This window comes from Enterobacter sp. SM3 (assembly GCF_009811935.2).
GTDB classification, from domain to species: Bacteria; Pseudomonadota; Gammaproteobacteria; order Enterobacterales; family Enterobacteriaceae; genus Enterobacter; species Enterobacter asburiae_D.
Map to the genome: position 1 here is coordinate 2,702,269 of NZ_CP099971.1, position 19,421 is coordinate 2,721,689.

Sequence of the window (19,421 nt, forward strand, 5' to 3'; positions counted from 1 at the left end):
TAACAAGGCAATAAAAAAGGGCCGGAAATCCGGCCCTTTTACAGGTAAGTTACGGTAAGGGAAGATTATTTCTTGCCTTCAACCCATTTGCCATCGACAAAGAAAGCTGACCATCCGGTCGCTTTACCCTCTTTCTCGGCCGCAACATACTGCTGCTTGGTTTTACGGCTAAACCGTACCACGGTTTTGTTGCCTTCCGGATCCTGCTGTGGCGCATCGGCCAGATAACGCAGTTTCTCAGGCAGACGATCGCGGAAGCGGTGCAACTCTTCAACCAGCGGCGCGCGCGTTTCACGCGATTTCGGGAAGGTGTTGGCGGCGAGGAAGACACCTGCAGCCCCGTCACGCAGCACGAAGTACGCGTCGGATTTCTCGCACGGCAGTTCTGGCAGCGGAACCGGATCTTCCTTCGGCGGAGCGACTTCACCGTTACGCAGAATTTTGCGCGTGTTTTTACACTCGTCGTTGGTACAGGCCATGTACTTACCGAAACGCCCCATTTTCAGGTGCATTTCAGAGCCACACTTCTCGCACTCCACAATCGGGCCGTCATAGCCTTTAATGCGGAACTCACCCTCTTCGATCTCATACCCGTCACACGTTGGGTTATTACCGCAGACGTGCAGCTTACGTTTTGGATCGATCAGGTAGCTGTCCATTGCCGTGCCGCATTTTTTGCAGCGGCGTTTGGCACGCAGAGCGTTAGTTTCCGCATCGTCACCTTCCAGCACGTTGAGAACTTCGTTCTCCGGCACCAGGTTGATGGTGGTTTTGCAGCGCTCTTTTGGTGACAGTGCGTACCCGGAGCAGCCAAGGAACACGCCCGTGGTTGCGGTACGAATCCCCATCTTGCGGCCGCAGGTTGGGCAGTCGATGCTGGTCAGAACCATCTGGTTAGGCAGCATGCCGCCCTCTTCAGGATCCTTCTCCGCTTTTTCAAGCTGGTCGGTAAAGTCGCTGAAGAAGCTGTCGAGTACCTTTTTCCATTCCGCCTGATGGCTGGCAACCTGGTCGAGGCTGTCTTCCATTTGCGCGGTGAAATCGTAGTTCATCAACTCGCGGAAGTTAGCTTCCAGACGGTCGGTGACGATCTCACCCATTTTTTCCGCATAGAAACGACGGTTTTCAACGCGTACGTAGCCACGGTCCTGAATCGTCGAGATGATGGACGCGTAGGTCGACGGACGACCAATACCGCGTTTTTCCAGCTCTTTCACCAGGGACGCTTCACTGAAGCGCGCAGGCGGCTTGGTGAAGTGCTGTGCAGGAACCAGATCGACAAGCGACAACTCGTCACCTTTGTTCACCGCCGGCAGCGTTCTGTCTTCATCGCCTTTACGCAGCGCAGGCATCACTTTCGTCCAGCCGTCGAAGCGCAGAATACGACCGCGCGCCTTCAGGCGGAAATCACCCGCGCCGACGGTCAGCGTTGTGGAGTCGTACTTCGCAGGCGTCATCTGACAAGCGACAAACTGGCGCCAGATCAGCTGATACAGCTTCTGCGCATCCGCTTCCATATCTTTTAACGATTCCGCGAGGACGGAGACGTCGGAAGGACGAATTGCTTCGTGCGCTTCCTGGGAATTCTCTTTGCTGGCGTACTGATTCGCACTTTCCGGCAGATATTTTTTGCCGAAATTGTCGCTGATATAGCCGCGAACCATATTCACAGCGTCCTGGCTCAGGTTGGTGGAGTCAGTACGCATGTAAGTGATGTAACCCGCTTCATACAAGCGCTGCGCCATCATCATGGTTTTCTTCACGCCATAACCCAGACGCGTGCTTGCAGCCTGTTGCAGCGTAGAGGTAATAAACGGCGCACCCGGCTTGCTGCTGGTCGGTTTGTCTTCACGTTCCAGTACCTGATAGCGTGCTTTTTCCAGCAGCGCTACGGCGGCCATGGTCTGGTCGCGGTTTTCTGGACGGAAAGGCTTATCGTTGTGATGACTGACCTGCAGCGGCAGAGCGTCACCGCCCGGCGTGGTCACATTCGCATCAACTTCCCAGAACTCTTCCGGCACGAAGGCTTTAATTTCGCGCTCACGCTCAACGACCAGACGCACGGCGACGGATTGCACACGACCTGCGGACAGGCCACGGGCAATCTTCTTCCACAGCAGTGGAGAAACCATGTAGCCCACAACGCGGTCCATAAAGCGACGTGCCTGCTGTGCGTTTACACGGTCAATATTCAGCTCGCCCGGCTTCTCAAACGCCTGACGAATCGCATTCTTCGTAATTTCGTTAAACACTACACGGCTGTAGCGTTTGTCATCACCACCGATCACTTCCCGCAGGTGCCACGCAATGGCTTCCCCTTCGCGGTCAAGGTCGGTTGCGAGATAGATGTGGTCAGCTTTTTCAGCAAGCTGCTTCAGCTCGTTAACGACTTTTTCTTTCCCGGGCAGCACTTCATATTGTGCATCCCAGTTGTGCCATGGGTTCACACCCATGCGGTTGACAAGCGCGCTACGTTCATCCTTTTTAGGCTTTTTAGCCCCTTTGGTGGAGGTAGAGTCTGCGCTCTTTTTGCTGGCTGAGCCACTGGTCGGCAAATCGCGGATATGACCCACGCTGGACTTAACCACGTAGTCATTACCCAGATACTTATTGATCGTTTTGGCTTTTGCCGGGGACTCAACGATGACGAGAGCTTTACCCATATTCACCTTTACCTAATTTAATTCTTCCAGGAATACGCCGCACGTTGATTTCCCTTCCGCTGACGACGAGCCAATGATATTGCGACTGCGTCAGGAGATATCAACCCCTTTGTCTTACCGGGCGTTAAAGAAAAGACGCCCAGGTGATTGAGTTTTCGGGTATTTTTCTCACATCTCGTGTAATTCGTGACGAATTCCCGGTTGAATGTCAAGCAATTCTGTTGCCAGAATGACGAAAGCGCACACTCTACCTGATAAAATTCGTTACGCAACTTTATTAGCATGCAAAAGCAAATCCCGCCAGCCAGGCCCCTGCACCTTATCCCCTCACATTACAGGGAAAATTTGCCCCCAAAGCGCCCTCGGCGTAGACTATTGTCACTGTTTAAGGAGTGGATTATGCAGAATACGACCCAACCTATTGACCGAGCCTCTCTGCTTATCGAAGCAAACAAGCTTATTCGTGACCATGAAGATACGCTGGCTGGCATTGAAGCCACCGGCGTCGAGCAGCGTAATGGTGTGCTGATTTTCAGCGGCGAATACTTCCTTGACGAGCAGGGGTTGCCGACCCCGAAAAGCACCGCCGTGTTTAACATGTTCAAATACCTGGCGCATACGCTTTCCGAGAAATATCACCTGGTCGATTAATGCAAAACGCGAGGCATGTGCCTCGCGTTTTTGTTTACAGCAGCGGTTTTTGTCCGCGCTGTAGCCAGCGCAGCAGCAGGCGGTCCGCGCTTTCCGCCGCGCTGTTGGTAAAGCGGTCAAGGAGTCGCTTACGCTGGGTAAAGCGCACGCCCACCAGTTCCCGGCCTTCCATCAGGTTGAGCAGCAGATCGTCGCTGGTTCCGACGTCATCCACCAGCCCTTTCTCCTGCGCCTGGACGCCGTACCAGTGCTCCCCCGTCGCGACCTGTTCAATATCGAGCGTCGGACGCATACGGTGCACAAAATCTTTAAAGAGGTGATGCGTTTCGTTGAGATCTTCACGGAATTTTTGACGCCCTTCTTCCGTGTTTTCCCCTAGCAGCGTCAGGGTACGTTTGTACTGACCCGCCGTGTGAAGTTCGATATCAATCTCTTTATTTTTCAGGAAGCGGTTAAAGTTCGGAATTTGCGCGACCACGCCGATCGAGCCAATAATGGAGAACGGCGCGGCAACAATTTTGTCCGCCACGCAGGCCATCATGTAGCCACCGCTGGCCGCCACTTTATCCACCGCCACGGTCAGCGGGATCTGTTTTTCACGCAGGCGCTGCAGCTGTGAGGCGGCCAGTCCGTAACCGTGAACCACCCCGCCCGGGCTTTCAAGACGCACGACAACCTGATCCTGCGGCGTCGCCACGGCCAGAACGGCAGTCACTTCCTCCCGCAGAGAGGAAACCTCATGCGCATCCATACTGCCTTTAAAATCGAGCACATAGACACGTGGCGTAGCCTTATCCTGCGGCGCATTGAGCTTTGCTTTTGCCTTTGCCGCTTTGGCTTCCTGTTTATGCTTTTTCTTCTGTGCTTTCAGCCAGAGTTTCTGTTGATGACTATCAAGCAGCGCCAGAGACATCTCTTCCTGCATCTCTTTATACTGCTCACTCAGGCGGGTGATGCGTAACTCCCCTCGCTGACGCTTGCGCTGCGTCAGGTTGACAATCAGAACGGCAACCACCGCAATGGCAATCACCACCGTCGCGATTTTGGCCAAAAACAACCCATATTGAGAAAGTAATTCCACGCGTTCCACCTTGATTTAACCACGAATCTTTCACGGCAGTGTACAACAGCCCTGCCCATGCGTCTCGCTCGTGACATTACCTCTGCGAGCCGCCTTCAGGAATCCCCGCCCTGGAGTTTAAATATTTGCAAATTGTTAATTTTACAGTAATGCGTCCTGTAGACTGATTGAATTATTAGGCTAATTCGGGCATAAAGCCGAAAAGTCATCATAAAGGCGCCATTGCGTTACCGGTCGCCTGAGGAGTCACCGTGCATTATCAACCGCAAAAAAATCTGCTGCAAAACCGGATCATTCTTGTCACAGGTGCCAGCGACGGGATTGGCCGCGAGGCGGCCCTGACATACGCCGAATACGGCGCAAACGTTATTTTGATTGGGCGCAACGAAGAAAAACTGAAAAACGTCGCTCAGGAGATTGAGGCTGTAAGCGGCACGCCGGCCCCGTGGTATACACTGGATTTGCTGACCTGCACGCCCGCGGTGTGCCAGGAGTTATCCCAGCGCATCGGCGCCCACTATCCGAGACTCGACGGCGTGCTGCATAACGCCGGCTTGTTAGGTGAAGTGCGTCCGATGGATGAACAGGATCCTGATATCTGGCAGCAGGTGATGCAGGTCAACGTCAACGGCACGTTTTTCCTCACACAGGCATTGCTTCCTTTATTACTGAAATCCGAGGCAGGGTCCCTGGTCTTTACCTCTTCCAGCGTTGGCCGTGAGGGTCGCGCTAACTGGGGAGCCTATGCCGTATCAAAATTCGCGATCGAAGGCATGATGCAGGTGCTGGCGGAGGAGTATCAGAGCCGCCATCTGCGCGTAAACTGCATTAACCCGGGCGGTACGCGCACCAAAATGCGCGCCAGCGCGTTCCCGAGCGAAGATCCGCAGAAGCTGAAAACCCCGGCAGACATTATGCCGCTCTATCTCTGGCTGATGGGCGACGACAGCCGCCGCAAAACCGGGATGACCTTTGACGCCCAGCCGGGCCGTAAACCAGGAATTTCGCAATGAGTGAAGAACGTCATCAGCAGCGCCAGCAGCGTCTGAAAGAACAGGTCGATGCGCGCGTCGCGGCGGCACAGGACGAGCGTGGGATCGTCATCGTCTTTACCGGCAACGGCAAGGGGAAAACCACCGCCGCATTCGGCACGGCGACACGCGCCGTCGGTCACGGGCAAAAAGTGGGCGTGATCCAGTTTATTAAAGGCACATGGCCCAACGGCGAGCGGAATTTGCTCGAGCCTCACGGCGTCGAGTTTCAGGTCATGGCGACCGGGTTTACGTGGAATACCCAGAACCGGGAAACGGACACCGCCGCCTGTCTCGCCGTCTGGGAGCATGCAAAGAGAATGCTGGCCGATCCCTCGCTGAATATGGTTCTGCTGGATGAGATCACCTATATGGTCGCCTACGACTACCTGCCGCTGGAAGCCGTGCTGGATGCTCTGAAGAACCGTCCTGTACACCAGACGGTTATCGTCACGGGGCGCGGGTGTCATCGGGATATTCTGGAAATGGCCGATACCGTCAGCGAGCTGCGTCCGGTCAAACACGCGTTTGATGCGGGCATCAAAGCGCAAATTGGTGTTGATTACTAAAAGAAAAAAGCCCGGTGAATTCACCGGGCTTTTATATTAACCGTTGTTATTACGGCTGCCGGAGCGGCGGCTGCTGCTCACCTGGCTGTGACGCTTCACCGCACGACGGATCTGATTCGCCTTCATGCGACGACGGTCTTTTTCCACCGCCACTTTTGAGGTGGTTTCCGGCGTCAGGCCGACCAGCTCGCGCAGGTAGTTGGTTTGGGTCAGATCCAGTTCGGTATAACCGCCGCGTGGCAGTCCTTTCGGCAGCAGAATGTCGCCGTAACGGACACGGATAAGACGGCTTACCTGGACGCCTACCGCTTCCCACAGACGACGCACCTCGCGGTTACGTCCTTCGGTCAGGGTCACGTTGTACCACTGGTTAATGCCTTCCCCACCGGTAAACTTAATGGTTTTGAACGCCGCAGGGCCGTCTTCCAGCTGAACGCCACGCGACAGATCGCGCAGTTTGTTCTCATCAACCTGGCCAAATACGCGCACCGCGTATTCACGTTCCACTTCACGGCTTGGGTGCATCAGACGGTTTGCCAGTTCACCATCGGTGGTAAACAGCAGCAGACCGCAGGTGTTTACGTCCAGACGACCGACGGCAATCCAGCGAGCGCCACGCAGTTTAGGCAGACGGTCAAACACCGTCGGGCGACCTTCCGGGTCGTTGCGGGTGCACAGCTCACCTTCCGGCTTGTAGTAAGCCAGTACGCGACAGATTTGTTCAGCAGACTCTTTCACGGAGATAAGATGACCGTCGATGCGGATCTTCAGCCCCGGTACGATTTCAACGCGGTCACCCAGCGTGGCGATTTTACCGTCCACACTCACGCGGCCCGCTTCAATAATGGCTTCGATTTCACGGCGTGAGCCGTGGCCGGCGCGCGCCAGCACTTTCTGTAACTTCTCGCTCATTGAGCTTCCTCAGGTGTCGCCTTCACAGGCGTCTGGTGTACTTTATGAAACAATGAGCCAGCTAAAAAGCATCTCATTGTAATATAAGTACTTATTACATTAAAGGGCATCACAATTAGGACACCCACACAAACGTGGCCTGACATATTACATTAACTTCGTTAGGAATGCTTCTTCACGTTTCTTTAGTTTAAGTCCAGCAACTGGCAAGCTGGATCAGGTTCTTGAGTACGAACCCGGTTTCCCGAAACATCCCTCTTGCCCAAAAGCGTGAATTGGGCATTGATATAATTTACTTTCGTTCGATCATTATTGCCCATGAAATTACTGCGTGTAAAATAGTCAGGTTGGTTATATTCATATAAAGTAGAGGGATTTATGGCAATAGGCTTCTATCTAAGGATAGGTGATCCGACTACCTGCAAAGGGAAGATACTGACTGGGGATGAATCGCTAAGTTGGTATGGTGTAGCCGGAGCACGAGAAGGTGACCTCGTGTCATGCGGCAAGCATCCGGGGACATATAAAATATTGGGTGGCACATCTGACATGTGGAACGATGGAAGAAGACTGGCGGGAACACTGGACAGCGTCAGTTCCTGTCCGTGCAAGGCCAGGTTCATCCCTACCATTCCCGACTGTTATGAACAAGAAACTGTCTCGTCCCTAAGACATTCAAGTGTAACAACAGCGGTACTGCCATCAGCATTTCTGCCAGCACCAGATCCTGAACATTATGCACAGGGTGATAAGAAGCAAAATAGCTTTGCTGCCCCCTGCAAGCCAGAAGATAACACGTTACTGAACGGCGTTTACATATGGACTGAAACAAAAAACGCAGGTCACGCTTTCGTTTCTGTGCATGAGAATAATCATGTCTACCTTTACACCTACGGACGCTACGGTAGAACCAATCCTGGAGGGTTTACGGGCGATGGCATTCTCAACTTTCTGCAAGATGAGGATGCAAGAGTATACTATCGTTCTGAACTCTATGAAATGGGTGCTCGTGTCTTCCAAATAGATGATGCTGATCCAGAACTGACAAGAAAGTTCTTCGAAGACCTATGGAACAGCAGTAAACCCTCGATCCAAACGTCAAACATGAAAGCAACCACCAGGAGAAGAGGTCATACCATTGACGGGTATGATGTGACTGGCAGAAACTGCACCACACATTCAGTCGAAGGGATCAAGTTTGCAGGCTCAAAGGTATTCGAGCAAGGTTACACATCGACGACGACACAGCTGCCTATCGATGCAGAGGAGGATTTTACCATTCCTGTATCACTGCAAAGATTTCTCATCTCAAAAGGTGGAGACATGTCCTCAATGCTTGTCGTTGAGATGACAAGTATATTTAAAGAGCGATACCCTAATTCAGGTAATTTGCAGCCATTCCAGGAAACTCCCGGTGGGAAATTTCAGCATATGGTTGCAGATGGTGCGGCTATTGGAGATTCATTTTCTCCATATTCAGGCGGCACTCTGGGCGGAGTATTAGGCGGTTCTTATGACGATGACAAGTAGAACTAAGACTATTCTCCGATGGGGCGGAATCGGCATTGTATCACTTTGCTACTTTATCGGATTGGCGCTAGCTACATTCTCATTTTCTGCTTTCAGCGAGAATGAAAGTATGCAATTTTCTAACCCTGTACCGTTGAATGAATACCATGCTTCGATTGATTCAATCCTTCAAGCCACAGGCATAGTTTTCGATGCAGCAATTTACGGATTTGTGTTTTGTGTCCCTCTGATCCTGCTCATATTCAAGAAAGTGAGATGACTGACAAAGGCTGGAGAGATCCAGCCTCTACTCTTCCCTTAATTTCAGGCATTAAAAACCTTATTTACAAGAAAGGCTTTACGTCACCCACGCCTTCACGAATCACTTCCGGCGCATCTTCGGTTAAGTCGACCACGGTGGTCGGCTGCTGGCCGAGATAGCCACCGTGAATAATCAGCTCGACCACCTTCTCCAGACGATCTTTAATTTCTTCCGGGTCGGACTCGGTAAATTCACTTCCCGGCAGCATCAGCGAGGTAGAAAGCATCGGTTCGCCGAGGGTTTCCAGCAGCGCCTGCGCAATCGGGTTCGACGGCACGCGCATGCCAATGGTTTTACGTTTTTCCTGTAACAGACGGCGCGGCACCTCTTTTGTCCCCTTCAGGATGAAGGTGTAATTACCCGGCGTGTTGTTCTTAATCAGGCGAAACGCCACGTTATCAACATAGGCATAGGTCGACAGCTCAGAGAGATCGCGACACATCAGGGTAAAGTTATGGCCGTCCGGCAGCTGGCGAATACGGCATATGCGTTCCATCGCCCCTTTATCTTCAATTTTGCAGCCCAGCGCGTAGCCGGAATCGGTCGGGTAGACAATCACGCCGCCTTTGCGGACGATCTCCACGGCCTGGTTGATCAGACGTGGCTGCGGGTTATCCGGATGGATATAGAAAAACTGACTCATACTTCCCTCTCTTCAATTTGCTGCGGCTGTTCCCAGAGCTGCCAGACCGGCTCAACGCCAGCGGGCAACCAGAGCTTGCGCCCCAGTTCGATCCAGGCGCAGGGCTGATGGAAATCAGACCCCTGTGACCCAAGCAGGCCGAACTGGCGGGCATAGGTCGCGAGCTGCGCGCGCTCGTTGGGCGCCTGCTGACACTGGGCGACTTCCATCGCCTCGCCACCGCATTCGGCAAAGTGTGCCAGCAGCCTTTTCAGCCATTTAGCAGAAAGATTATACCGTCCCGGATGGGCCAGCACGGCCTTACCGCCAGAATGATGAATCACATCAATAGCTTGTTTTATTGTACACCACTGAGGCGGAACGTATCCGGTTTTCCCGCGCGCCAGATACTTTTTAAAGACATCCGCCATGTTCGTCGCTTTGCCGGCTTCTACCAGAAAACGGGCGAAATGACCGCGAGTGACCGCCCCGCCGTTCGCCATCTTTTGCGCACCTTCCAGCGCGCCCGGAATATGCGCCTTTTCGAGACGCTCGCCGATCATCTCTGCACGCTGAGTGCGGCGCGTTTTTTGTTCTTGCAAAAATGCCGTCAGTGCCGGATGGTCTATATCGATGTTCAGGCCAACGATATGAATCTCATGGTTTTCCCAGAGGGTTGAAATCTCAACGCCGGAAACCAGATTCAGCGCCAGCCCGCTGCGGGCAATCTCGGCGCGCGCCGCCGGAATGGCATCTGTCGTATCGTGATCGGTTATCGCCAGCGTGCCGACGCGCATTTCAACGGCACGATGAACCAGGGCTTCGGGTGTCAGCAGGCCATCAGAGGCCTGAGTATGGCTGTGTAAATCATAAATAATGGCGTAGGTGGTATCGCTCAAAGCACTTCCCATAACAGGTTGGAGACATCCGAAAACACCATGATACCGACTTAACGCGAAATTCTGAAATCAAGGGTTGACAACTCGCCATCGAACTAGTTAACTAGTACACAAGTTCACGCGAGAAAGGTATCTGAAAATGACAGCACACTTCACTCTGCACTGTTGGTGGCGTACTTCCTGATCCTCGGGCAGTGTCACGCGTCTGCGAAATGCAAACAGATACCCAGCCCGCTTCCAAGCGGGCTTTTTTTTGAACAGAAAATGAGAACAAAATAATGCAAACAGCCAAACCACACCTCGAACTGCTGACCTGCGAGGCGGCCTATCGCCACAACCCCACCGCGCTGTTTCATCAGGTCTGCGGTGCCCGTCCGGCAACGCTGCTGCTGGAATCTGCGGATATCGACAGTAAAGACGATCTCAAGAGCCTGCTGCTGGTCGACAGCGCGCTGCGCATTACCGCTCTAGGTGACACCGTCACAATCAAGGCGCTGTCAGACAATGGCGCATCGCTGCTGCCGCTGCTGGATGCCGCCCTGCCTTCAGGCATTGAAAACGAACGTCATCCAGAAATGCGCATTTTGCATTTCCCGCCGGTGAGCCAGCTGCTGGACGAAGACGCGCGCCTCTGCTCCCTGTCCGTTTTCGATGCCTTCCGCCTGCTGCAGAACCTGGTCACCGTGCCGGAAGACGAGCGTGAGGCGATGTTCTTTGGTGGGCTGTTCGCTTATGACCTGGTCGCCGGATTTGAAGAGTTGCCTGAAACCGAGCAGGGTAATCGCTGCCCGGACTATTGTTTCTATCTGGCTGAAACGCTGCTGGTGATCGACCACCAGAAGCAATACACCCGCATCCAGGCAAGCCTGTTCACGCCCTCTCCCGCTGAGAAAAATCGTCTTGAGCACCGCATTGCTCAGCTGCAGCAGCAGATGACGGAAGCGCCGCCTGCACTTCCGGTGCAGCGAGTGGAAAAAATGACATGCGACGTTAACCAGACTGACGACCAGTACGGCGCCGTGGTTCGCCAGATGCAAAAGGCAATTCGCGCCGGGGAAATTTTCCAGGTCGTACCTTCCCGTCGCTTCTCCCTTCCCTGTCCGTCACCGCTCGCAGCCTACGACGTGCTGAAAAAGAGTAACCCAAGCCCGTACATGTTCTTCATGCAGGACAACGACTTCACGCTGTTCGGCGCCTCGCCGGAAAGCTCGCTGAAGTACGATGCCACCAGCCGTCAGATTGAGATCTACCCGATTGCCGGAACCCGTCCGCGCGGACGTCGCGCCGACGGCTCCCTGGATCGCGATCTGGACAGCCGCATCGAACTCGAAATGCGTACCGACCACAAAGAACTCTCCGAGCACCTGATGCTGGTTGACCTGGCGCGTAACGATCTGGCACGCATTTGCACCCCAGGCAGCCGCTACGTGGCGGACCTGACTAAAGTTGACCGCTATTCGTTCGTGATGCACCTGGTCTCCCGCGTGGTCGGTGAGCTGCGCCACGACCTCGACGTGCTGCACGCCTACCGCGCCTGCATGAACATGGGCACCCTGAGCGGCGCGCCGAAAGTGCGCGCTATGCAGCTGATTGCCGCCGCTGAAGGACGCCGTCGCGGCAGCTACGGCGGCGCGGTGGGTTACTTCACGGCCCACGGTGACCTGGATACCTGCATCGTGATCCGCTCCGCCTATGTTGAAGACGGTATTGCCACCGTCCAGGCGGGTGCCGGGATTGTCCTTGATTCTGTTCCGCAGTCTGAAGCTGACGAAACGCGCAGTAAAGCCCGTGCGGTCCTTCGCGCCATTGCTACCGCACACCATGCACAGGAGATTTTCTGATGGCTGACATTCTGCTGCTCGATAATATCGACTCCTTTACCTATAACCTGGCAGATCAGCTGCGTGCGAATGGCCATAACGTCGTTATCTATCGCAACCACGTACCGGCGCAGACCCTGATTGACCGTCTGGCCACCATGCAAAACCCGGTGCTGATGCTCTCTCCGGGGCCAGGCGCACCGAGCGAAGCGGGCTGTATGCCGGAGCTGCTGACCCGTATGCGCGGCAAGCTGCCGATTATCGGCATCTGCCTCGGTCATCAGGCGATCGTTGAAGCCTATGGCGGCTACGTTGGCCAGGCGGGCGAGATCCTGCACGGTAAAGCGTCCAGCATTGAACATGACGGCCAGGCAATGTTTGCCGGGCTGCCGAACCCGCTCCCGGTCGCGCGCTATCACTCGCTGGTTGGCAGCAATATTCCAGCTGGGCTGACCATCAACGCCTCGTTTGAAGGCATGGTGATGGCGGTGCGCCACGATGCGGACCGCGTCTGCGGCCTGCAGTTCCACCCGGAATCTATCCTGACCTCCCACGGCGCCCGCCTGCTGGAGCAGACGCTCGACTGGGCGTTACAGAAGCTGGAGCAGACCAATACCCTGCAGCCGATTCTGGAAAAACTGTACCAGGCGCAGACCCTGAGCCAGCAGGAGAGCCACCAGCTCTTCTCCGCCGTGGTTCGCGGTGAGCTGAAGCCTGAACAGCTGGCGGCCGCGCTGGTGAGCATGAAGGTGCGCGGCGAAAGCCCGCAGGAGATCGCCGGTGCCGCTACGGCCCTGCTGGAAAATGCCGCCCCGTTCCCGCGCCCGGACTATCAGTTTGCCGATATTGTCGGCACCGGGGGAGACGGCAGTAACAGCATCAATATCTCCACCGCCAGCGCCTTCGTGGCGGCGGCGTGTGGTTTGAAGGTCGCAAAACACGGTAACCGCAGCGTTTCCAGCCGGTCAGGTTCTTCCGATTTGCTCGCCGCATTCGGTATTAATCTCGATATGAACGCCGAGCGTTCCCGTGAAGCGCTGGATGACCTGGGCGTCTGCTTCCTGTTTGCGCCGAAGTATCACACCGGTTTCCGCCACGCGATGCCGGTTCGTCAGCAGCTTAAAACCCGCACGCTGTTTAACGTGCTCGGCCCGCTGATCAACCCGGCGCATCCACCGCTGGCGCTGATTGGCGTCTATAGCCCGGAACTGGTTCTGCCGATTGCCGAGACGCTGCGCGTGCTGGGTTACCAACGTGCCGCCGTGGTGCACAGCGGCGGTATGGATGAGGTTTCTCTTCATGCGCCGACGCTGGTGGCCGAACTGCGCGATGGTGAAATCCTCAGCTATCAGCTGGACGCTGCCGACTTCGGCCTCGCGCCGTATCACCAGGAAGCGCTGGCTGGCGGTACGCCGGAAGAAAACCGTGACATTCTGACGCGCTTATTACAAGGTAAGGGAGAGGTCGCTCATGAGGCCGCCGTTGCGGCCAACGTCGCCATGCTGATGCGCTTGCACGGTGAGGAAGACCTGAAGGCCAACGTTCAAAAAGTTCTGGATGTACTGCGCTCCGGTGCAGCTTACGATCGCGTTACCGCACTTGCGGCAAGAGGGTAAAGAATGCAGACCGTTTTAGCGAAAATCGTTGCCGATAAGGCCATCTGGGTGGAAGCCCGCAAGCAACAGCAGCCGCTTGCCAGTTTCCAGAATGACGTCGTACCAAGCCAACGACGTTTCTATGATGCCCTGCAGGGTGCACGCACCGCGTTTATTCTTGAGTGCAAAAAAGCTTCCCCGTCTAAAGGCGTTATTCGTGACGATTTCGACCCGGCGCGTATTGCCGGCATTTATAAGCATCATGCGTCAGCCATCTCCGTGCTGACGGATGAGAAATATTTTCAGGGCAGCTTCGATTTCCTGCCGATCGTCAGCGGTATCGCGCCGCAGCCGATCCTGTGCAAAGACTTTATTATCGACCCGTATCAGATCTGGCTGGCGCGCTTTTACCAGGCCGACGCCTGCCTGCTGATGCTCTCGGTGCTCAACGACGAGCAGTATCGCCAGCTTTCCGCCGTGGCGCACAGCCTGAACATGGGCGTGCTGACCGAAGTGAGCAACGAAGAGGAGCTGGAACGCGCGATTGCGCTGGAAGCCAAAGTGGTCGGGATCAACAACCGCGACCTGCGTGACCTGTCCATTGACCTGAATCGTACCCGCCAGCTGGCGCCGCGTCTGGGCTCTGGCGTGACGGTGATCAGCGAATCCGGCATTAACAGCTATGCCCAGGTGCGCGAGTTGAGCCACTTCGCCAACGGTTTCCTGATTGGTTCCGCCATGATGGAGCATGACGATCTCAACGCGGCCGTGCGACGCGTGCTGCTGGGTGAAAACAAAGTCTGCGGCTTAACCCGCGAACAGGATGCCCAAGCCGCGTATGAAGCCGGGGCGATTTACGGCGGGCTGATCTTTGTGGATTCCTCTCCACGCGCGGTCAGCGAAGAGCAGGCGCGTAAGGTCATCGCAGCGGCTCCGCTCAGCTACGTGGGCGTTTTCCGCAACGCAGATATTGCAGACGTTGCGGCCAAAGCCGACGCGTTATCCCTGAGCGCGGTGCAGCTCCACGGCGATGAAGACCAGAGCTACATCGATGCCCTGCGCGCCGCGCTGGCACCCCAGGTACAGATCTGGAAAGCACAAAGCGTCGGCGATACGTTGCCCTCGCGTAACCTCAACCATGTGGACAGATACGTCCTTGATAACGGCCAGGGCGGCACCGGCCAGCGTTTTGACTGGTCGCTGCTGAACGGCGAAAAACTGGACAACGTCCTGCTGGCGGGCGGATTAAGCCCGGATAACTGCGTAGAAGCCGCCAAAACCGGCTGCGCAGGCCTCGATTTCAATTCAGGCGTAGAGTCCCAACCGGGTATTAAAGATGCCAACAAGCTGGCCTCGGTTTTTAAAACTCTGCGTGCATATTAAGGAAGAGAAGATGACGACATTACTTAACCCGTATTTTGGTGAGTTCGGCGGGATGTACGTCCCGCAAATCCTGATGCCCGCGCTGCGCCAGCTGGAAGAAGCCTTTGTCAGCGCGCAGAAGGATCCGGCGTTTCAGGCGGAATTTACCGACCTGCTGAAAAATTACGCCGGTCGTCCGACCGCGCTGACCAAATGCCGTAACCTGACGGAAGGCACCAAAACCACGCTTTATCTGAAGCGTGAGGACCTGCTGCACGGCGGTGCGCATAAAACTAACCAGGTGCTGGGCCAGGCGCTGCTCGCGAAGCGTATGGGTAAAACCGAAATCATCGCCGAAACCGGCGCAGGTCAGCACGGCGTGGCCTCTGCGCTTGCCAGCGCCCTGCTCGGCCTGAAATGCCGCATCTATATGGGGGCGAAAGACGTTGAACGTCAGTCTCCGAACGTCTTCCGCATGCGCCTGATGGGGGCAGAAGTGATCCCGGTACACAGCGGTTCTGCCACGCTGAAGGATGCCTGTAACGAAGCGCTGCGGGACTGGTCTGGCAGCTACGACACCGCACACTATATGCTCGGTACCGCGGCGGGCCCGCACCCGTTCCCGACTATCGTGCGCGAATTCCAGCGCATGATCGGTGAAGAGACCAAAGCGCAGATCCTTGAAAAAGAGGGTCGCCTTCCGGATGCGGTGATCGCCTGCGTTGGCGGCGGGTCTAACGCCATCGGCATGTTCGCAGACTTTATCGACGACACCAGCGTGGGTCTGATTGGCGTCGAGCCTGCCGGTCACGGCATTGAATCGGGTGAACACGGCGCGCCGCTGAAGCATGGCCGCGTAGGGATCTACTTCGGTATGAAATCCCCGATGATGCAAACCGATGAGGGACAGATTGAAGAGTCTTACTCTATTTCTGCCGGCCTCGACTTCCCGTCCGTCGGGCCACAGCATGCGTTCCTGAACAGTACCGGCCGCGCGGACTATGTCTCCATTACCGATGACGAAGCGCTGGAAGCCTTTAAAACGCTGTGCCGCAGCGAAGGGATCATCCCGGCGCTGGAGTCTTCGCACGCACTGGCGCATGCGCTGAAAATGATTAAAGAAAACCCGGAAAAAGAACAGTTGCTGGTGGTGAACCTTTCCGGCCGCGGTGACAAAGATATCTTCACCGTTCACGATATTCTGAAAGCACGAGGGGAAATCTGATGGAACGCTACGATAATGTATTTGCAGAGCTGAAATCCCGCCAGGAAGGCGCGTTCGTTCCCTTCGTCACCCTGGGCGATCCGGGCCCGGAACAGTCGCTGAAGATTATCGACACCCTGATTGAAGCCGGCGCCGACGCGCTGGAGCTGGGTATTCCGTTCTCTGACCCGCTGGCGGATGGCCCGACCATCCAGAACGCAACGCTGCGCGCATTTGCTTCGGGCGTAACACCAACCCAGTGCTTCGAGATGCTGGCGGCGATTCGCCAGAAGCACCCGACCATTCCGATTGGCCTGCTGATGTACGCCAACCTGGTGTTCAACCGCGGTATTGATGAGTTTTACGCCGAGTGCGCTCGCGTGGGCGTCGACTCCGTTCTGGTGGCAGACGTGCCGGTTGAGGAGTCTGCGCCATTCCGTCAGGCGGCAATGCGCCATAACGTCGCCCCGATTTTCATCTGCCCACCGAACGCTGATGACGAACTGCTGCGCCAGATTGCCTCTTACGGACGCGGGTATACCTACCTGCTCTCCCGCGCAGGCGTGACCGGTACCGAGAATAAAGCCGCACTGCCGCTGCATCATCTGGTGGAGAAGCTGGCCGAGTACCATGCCGCACCTCCGCTGCAGGGGTTCGGGATTTCATCCCCGGATCAGGTCACCGCAGCGATTGACGCTAAGGCGGCAGGTGCCATCTCCGGCTCCGCGATTGTGAAGATCATTGAAAAGAACGTGGACAAGCCAGAGCAGATGCTGGCCGAGCTGAAAGCATTTGTGACCGCAATGAAAGCGGCGACGCGTAAAGCATAATCCTTCTGCCGTCTGGCATCTCAGCCAGACGGTTACCCTTTCTTCCCCACCATCTAAAAAGGATTACGTCAAAATTGATCCTTTCGATATTTTCGGTATGAATGGCTTTTCAAACTGTCATGTAAGCGTATGATCTGGACTCTTTTTTATCTTTAATCCTTCTGAGTTCAGAGGCTTATTCATGTCATGGCAATACTTCAAACAGACTTACCTGGTTAAGTTCTGGTCACCCGTTCCGGCCGTTATCGCGGCAGGCATTCTCTCTACCTTCTATTTCGGCATTACCGGCACCTTCTGGGCCGTAACCGGCGAGTTCACCCGCTGGGGTGGTCAATTGCTGCAGCTCGCTGGCGTGCATACCGAAGAGTGGGGGTACTTTAAACTCATTCATCTGGACGGCACGCCGCTTACCCGCATCGACGGGATGATGATCATCGGCATGTTCGGCGGCTGTTTCGCGGCGGCGCTGTGGGCAAACAACGTTAAGTTGCGTATGCCCAAAAGCCGGATTCGCATAATGCAGGCGGTGGTCGGCGGTATCATTGCCGGGTTTGGGGCCCGTCTGGCGATGGGCTGTAACCTGGCCGCTTTCTTTACGGGGATTCCTCAGTTTTCGCTTCACGCCTGGTTTTTTGCTGTCGCCACGGCCATCGGCTCTTACTTTGGCGCAAAATTCACCCTGCTGCCGCTGTTCCGCATTCCGGTGAAAATGACAAAAGTCAGCGCAGCGTCTCCGTTAACCCAAAAGCCCTCTCAGGCGCGTCGCCGTTTCCGCCTCGGTATGCTGGTCTTTTTTGCTATGGTCGCCTGGGCAATGTGCACTGCGATGAACCAGCCCAAACTTGGCCTGGCGATGCTGTTCGGCGTGAGTTTTGGTCTGCTCATTGAACGCGCGCAGATCTGCTTTACCTCCGCGTTTCGCGATATGTGGATCACCGGTCGGACGATGATGGCGAAGGCGATTATCGCCGGAATGGCGGTCAGCGCCATCGGTATCTTCAGCTATGTTCAGCTCGGCGTCGAACCGAAAATCATGTGGGCCGGTCCTAACGCGGTCATTGGCGGCCTGCTGTTCGGGTTCGGGATCGTACTGGCTGGCGGATGCGAAACCGGCTGGATGTACCGCGCCGTTGAAGGTCAGGTGCATTACTGGTGGGTGGGACTGGGAAATGTGATCGGCTCGACGATCCTGGCGTACTTCTGGGACGATCTGTCTCCGGCGCTTGCCACGAGTTGGGACAAGGTCAACCTGCTGAGCACCTTCGGCCCCCTCGGCGGCCTGCTCGTTACCTACGCCCTGCTGCTGGTCGCTTTTTTACTGGTTGTCGCGCAGGAGAAACGCTTCTTCCGTCGTGCGAGTGTTAAAACAGAAACCCAGGAGAATGCTGCATGAAAGAGATCGTGCCCGATTACCGTCTGGATATGGTCGGTGAACCCTGCCCTTATCCGGCTGTTGCCACGCTTGAAGCGCTACCGCAGCTCAAGAAAGGGGAAATTCTGGAAGTGGTCAGCGACTGCCCGCAGTCCATTAACAACATTCCGCTGGATGCAAAAAACCACGGCTACACGGTGCTGGATATCCAGCAGGATGGCCCGACCATTCGCTATTTGATTCAGAAGTGATAAATGATATGCGCCCCGTCGGGGCGCATTGAACGGTGGGATTAGAAACGATAACCCGCAGAGAACATAAACACCCACGGATCCAGGCGCGTATTGATACTTTGCTGCTGACCGCCCGCCTTGAAGCGTACGTCCGTATCAATATCCATGTACCAGACCGAGGCGTTGATCAGCCAGTCGCGGTTAATCAGATAATCCAGACCGACCTGCCCCGCCATACCCCATGAATCTTTCAGGCTGAGGTCAGTCAGACCGGCCTCTTTACCGGTATCGTTAAACTTCTCGTCAAAGAAGGTGGTGTAGTTCACACCGGCGCCAATATAAGGGCGCACCTTGCTGCTGGCATCACCAAAATACCATTGCGCCATCAGCGTTGGCGGTAAATGGTGAACCGTAGCAATATCACCGGTTGCGCCCAGACCCACGCGATGACGGAACGGCGTTGCAGCCAGAAGCTCAACACCAACGTTTTCCGTCGCCATATAGGTGAACGTTAACCCTAACTGGGTGTTATTACTGACGTTAAAACCGCCCATACCCAGCACGTTATCCGATCCTTCAGTTGGGCGAACCGTAGCCGAACCGGCACGAATAAAGAATTCGCCTGCTTCATGCGCATACGCGCCGCCAGAGAGACTGCTTAATACAAGGGCTGCCACCGCTAATTTTTTCATATCCGCTCCATCGTTGTGGTTTTAATCGCGGGTGAGAATATACTCACAAATGAG

The 19,421-nt window shown here is 55.4% G+C and carries 17 protein-coding genes and 1 other annotated feature; of the genes, 11 read left to right on the forward strand and 6 right to left on the reverse strand.

What is annotated here, in order from left to right:
- Positions 1-65 precede the first annotated feature (65 nt).
- Entirely contained in the window at positions 66-2,663 is a 2,598-nt protein-coding gene (topA, locus tag GVO84_RS12735) for a type I DNA topoisomerase (RefSeq protein WP_029740526.1), read from the reverse strand.
- A 399-nt stretch (positions 2,664-3,062) separates the two neighbouring features.
- Between topA and GVO84_RS12740 the strand changes: the two genes are divergently transcribed.
- The gene (locus GVO84_RS12740) at positions 3,063-3,314 is read left to right on the forward strand and encodes a YciN family protein (RefSeq protein ID WP_023312072.1); all 252 of its coding nucleotides are present in this window, start codon (positions 3,063-3,065) and stop codon (positions 3,312-3,314) included.
- 34 nt (positions 3,315-3,348) lie between these two features.
- On the opposite strand, the gene sohB is transcribed toward GVO84_RS12740, so the two are convergent.
- Positions 3,349-4,395: a protease SohB gene (sohB, locus tag GVO84_RS12745; protein WP_121423982.1), complete on the reverse strand. Its 1,047-nt coding sequence runs from the start codon at positions 4,393-4,395 to the stop codon at positions 3,349-3,351.
- A gap of 251 nt (positions 4,396-4,646) precedes the next feature.
- Here sohB and GVO84_RS12750 point away from each other — a divergent pair, with 251 nt between their 5' ends.
- Together GVO84_RS12750 and cobO are read left to right on the forward strand one after the other, a co-directional pair.
- Positions 4,647-5,408: a YciK family oxidoreductase gene (locus GVO84_RS12750; RefSeq protein ID WP_159514351.1), complete on the forward strand. Its 762-nt coding sequence runs from the start codon at positions 4,647-4,649 to the stop codon at positions 5,406-5,408.
- Entirely contained in the window at positions 5,405-5,995 is a 591-nt protein-coding gene (gene cobO / locus GVO84_RS12755; RefSeq protein WP_024907116.1) for a cob(I)yrinic acid a,c-diamide adenosyltransferase, read from the forward strand. The genes GVO84_RS12750 and cobO overlap by 4 nt, the downstream gene beginning before the upstream one ends.
- Positions 5,996-6,031: 36 nt before the next feature.
- On the opposite strand, the gene rluB is transcribed toward cobO, so the two are convergent.
- Positions 6,032-6,907, reverse strand: a complete 876-nt coding sequence (rluB, locus tag GVO84_RS12760; RefSeq protein WP_023312076.1) for a 23S rRNA pseudouridine(2605) synthase RluB — start codon at positions 6,905-6,907, stop codon at positions 6,032-6,034.
- Positions 6,908-7,285: 378 nt separating this feature from the next.
- Here rluB and GVO84_RS12765 point away from each other — a divergent pair, with 378 nt between their 5' ends.
- Complete coding sequence (locus GVO84_RS12765) at positions 7,286-8,437, forward strand: PAAR domain-containing protein (RefSeq protein ID WP_159514352.1); 1,152 nt, start codon at positions 7,286-7,288, stop codon at positions 8,435-8,437.
- A gap of 323 nt (positions 8,438-8,760) precedes the next feature.
- On the opposite strand, the gene GVO84_RS12770 is transcribed toward GVO84_RS12765, so the two are convergent.
- Positions 8,761-9,381, reverse strand: a complete 621-nt coding sequence (locus GVO84_RS12770) for an L-threonylcarbamoyladenylate synthase (protein WP_003856793.1) — start codon at positions 9,379-9,381, stop codon at positions 8,761-8,763.
- Positions 9,378-10,259 (reverse strand): RNase RNM, encoded by an 882-nt coding sequence (gene rnm / locus GVO84_RS12775; RefSeq protein ID WP_159514353.1) that lies wholly within the window; start codon positions 10,257-10,259, stop codon positions 9,378-9,380. The genes GVO84_RS12770 and rnm overlap by 4 nt, the downstream gene beginning before the upstream one ends.
- Positions 10,260-10,419: 160 nt before the next feature.
- Positions 10,420-10,514, forward strand: a sequence feature (Trp leader region).
- 23 nt (positions 10,515-10,537) lie between these two features.
- Here rnm and GVO84_RS12780 point away from each other — a divergent pair.
- The 7 genes from GVO84_RS12780 (at position 10,538) to yedF (ending at position 18,693) form a co-directional block, all read left to right on the forward strand.
- Entirely contained in the window at positions 10,538-12,100 is a 1,563-nt protein-coding gene (locus GVO84_RS12780) for an anthranilate synthase component 1 (RefSeq protein ID WP_159514354.1), read from the forward strand.
- Positions 12,100-13,695, forward strand: a complete 1,596-nt coding sequence (gene trpD / locus GVO84_RS12785) for a bifunctional anthranilate synthase glutamate amidotransferase component TrpG/anthranilate phosphoribosyltransferase TrpD (RefSeq protein WP_159514355.1) — start codon at positions 12,100-12,102, stop codon at positions 13,693-13,695. The genes GVO84_RS12780 and trpD overlap by 1 nt, the downstream gene beginning before the upstream one ends.
- 3 nt (positions 13,696-13,698) lie before the next feature.
- Positions 13,699-15,057, forward strand: a complete 1,359-nt coding sequence (gene trpCF / locus GVO84_RS12790; RefSeq protein WP_159514356.1) for a bifunctional indole-3-glycerol-phosphate synthase TrpC/phosphoribosylanthranilate isomerase TrpF — start codon at positions 13,699-13,701, stop codon at positions 15,055-15,057.
- A 10-nt stretch (positions 15,058-15,067) separates the two neighbouring features.
- Positions 15,068-16,261, forward strand: coding sequence for a tryptophan synthase subunit beta (trpB, locus tag GVO84_RS12795; protein WP_047647557.1), 1,194 nt, complete (start codon positions 15,068-15,070; stop codon positions 16,259-16,261).
- Entirely contained in the window at positions 16,261-17,070 is an 810-nt protein-coding gene (gene trpA / locus GVO84_RS12800) for a tryptophan synthase subunit alpha (protein ID WP_159514357.1), read from the forward strand. Before trpB ends, trpA begins: the two co-directional genes overlap by 1 nt.
- 181 nt (positions 17,071-17,251) lie before the next feature.
- Positions 17,252-18,463, forward strand: a complete 1,212-nt coding sequence (gene yedE / locus GVO84_RS12805) for a selenium metabolism membrane protein YedE/FdhT (RefSeq protein ID WP_159514358.1) — start codon at positions 17,252-17,254, stop codon at positions 18,461-18,463.
- Positions 18,460-18,693 (forward strand): sulfurtransferase-like selenium metabolism protein YedF, encoded by a 234-nt coding sequence (yedF, locus tag GVO84_RS12810; RefSeq protein WP_003856774.1) that lies wholly within the window; start codon positions 18,460-18,462, stop codon positions 18,691-18,693. The genes yedE and yedF overlap by 4 nt, the downstream gene beginning before the upstream one ends.
- A 41-nt stretch (positions 18,694-18,734) precedes the next feature.
- On the opposite strand, the gene ompW is transcribed toward yedF, so the two are convergent.
- The gene (ompW, locus tag GVO84_RS12815) at positions 18,735-19,367 is read right to left on the reverse strand and encodes an outer membrane protein OmpW (RefSeq protein WP_023312086.1); all 633 of its coding nucleotides are present in this window, start codon (positions 19,365-19,367) and stop codon (positions 18,735-18,737) included.
- Between the last annotated feature and the right edge of the window lie 54 nt (positions 19,368-19,421).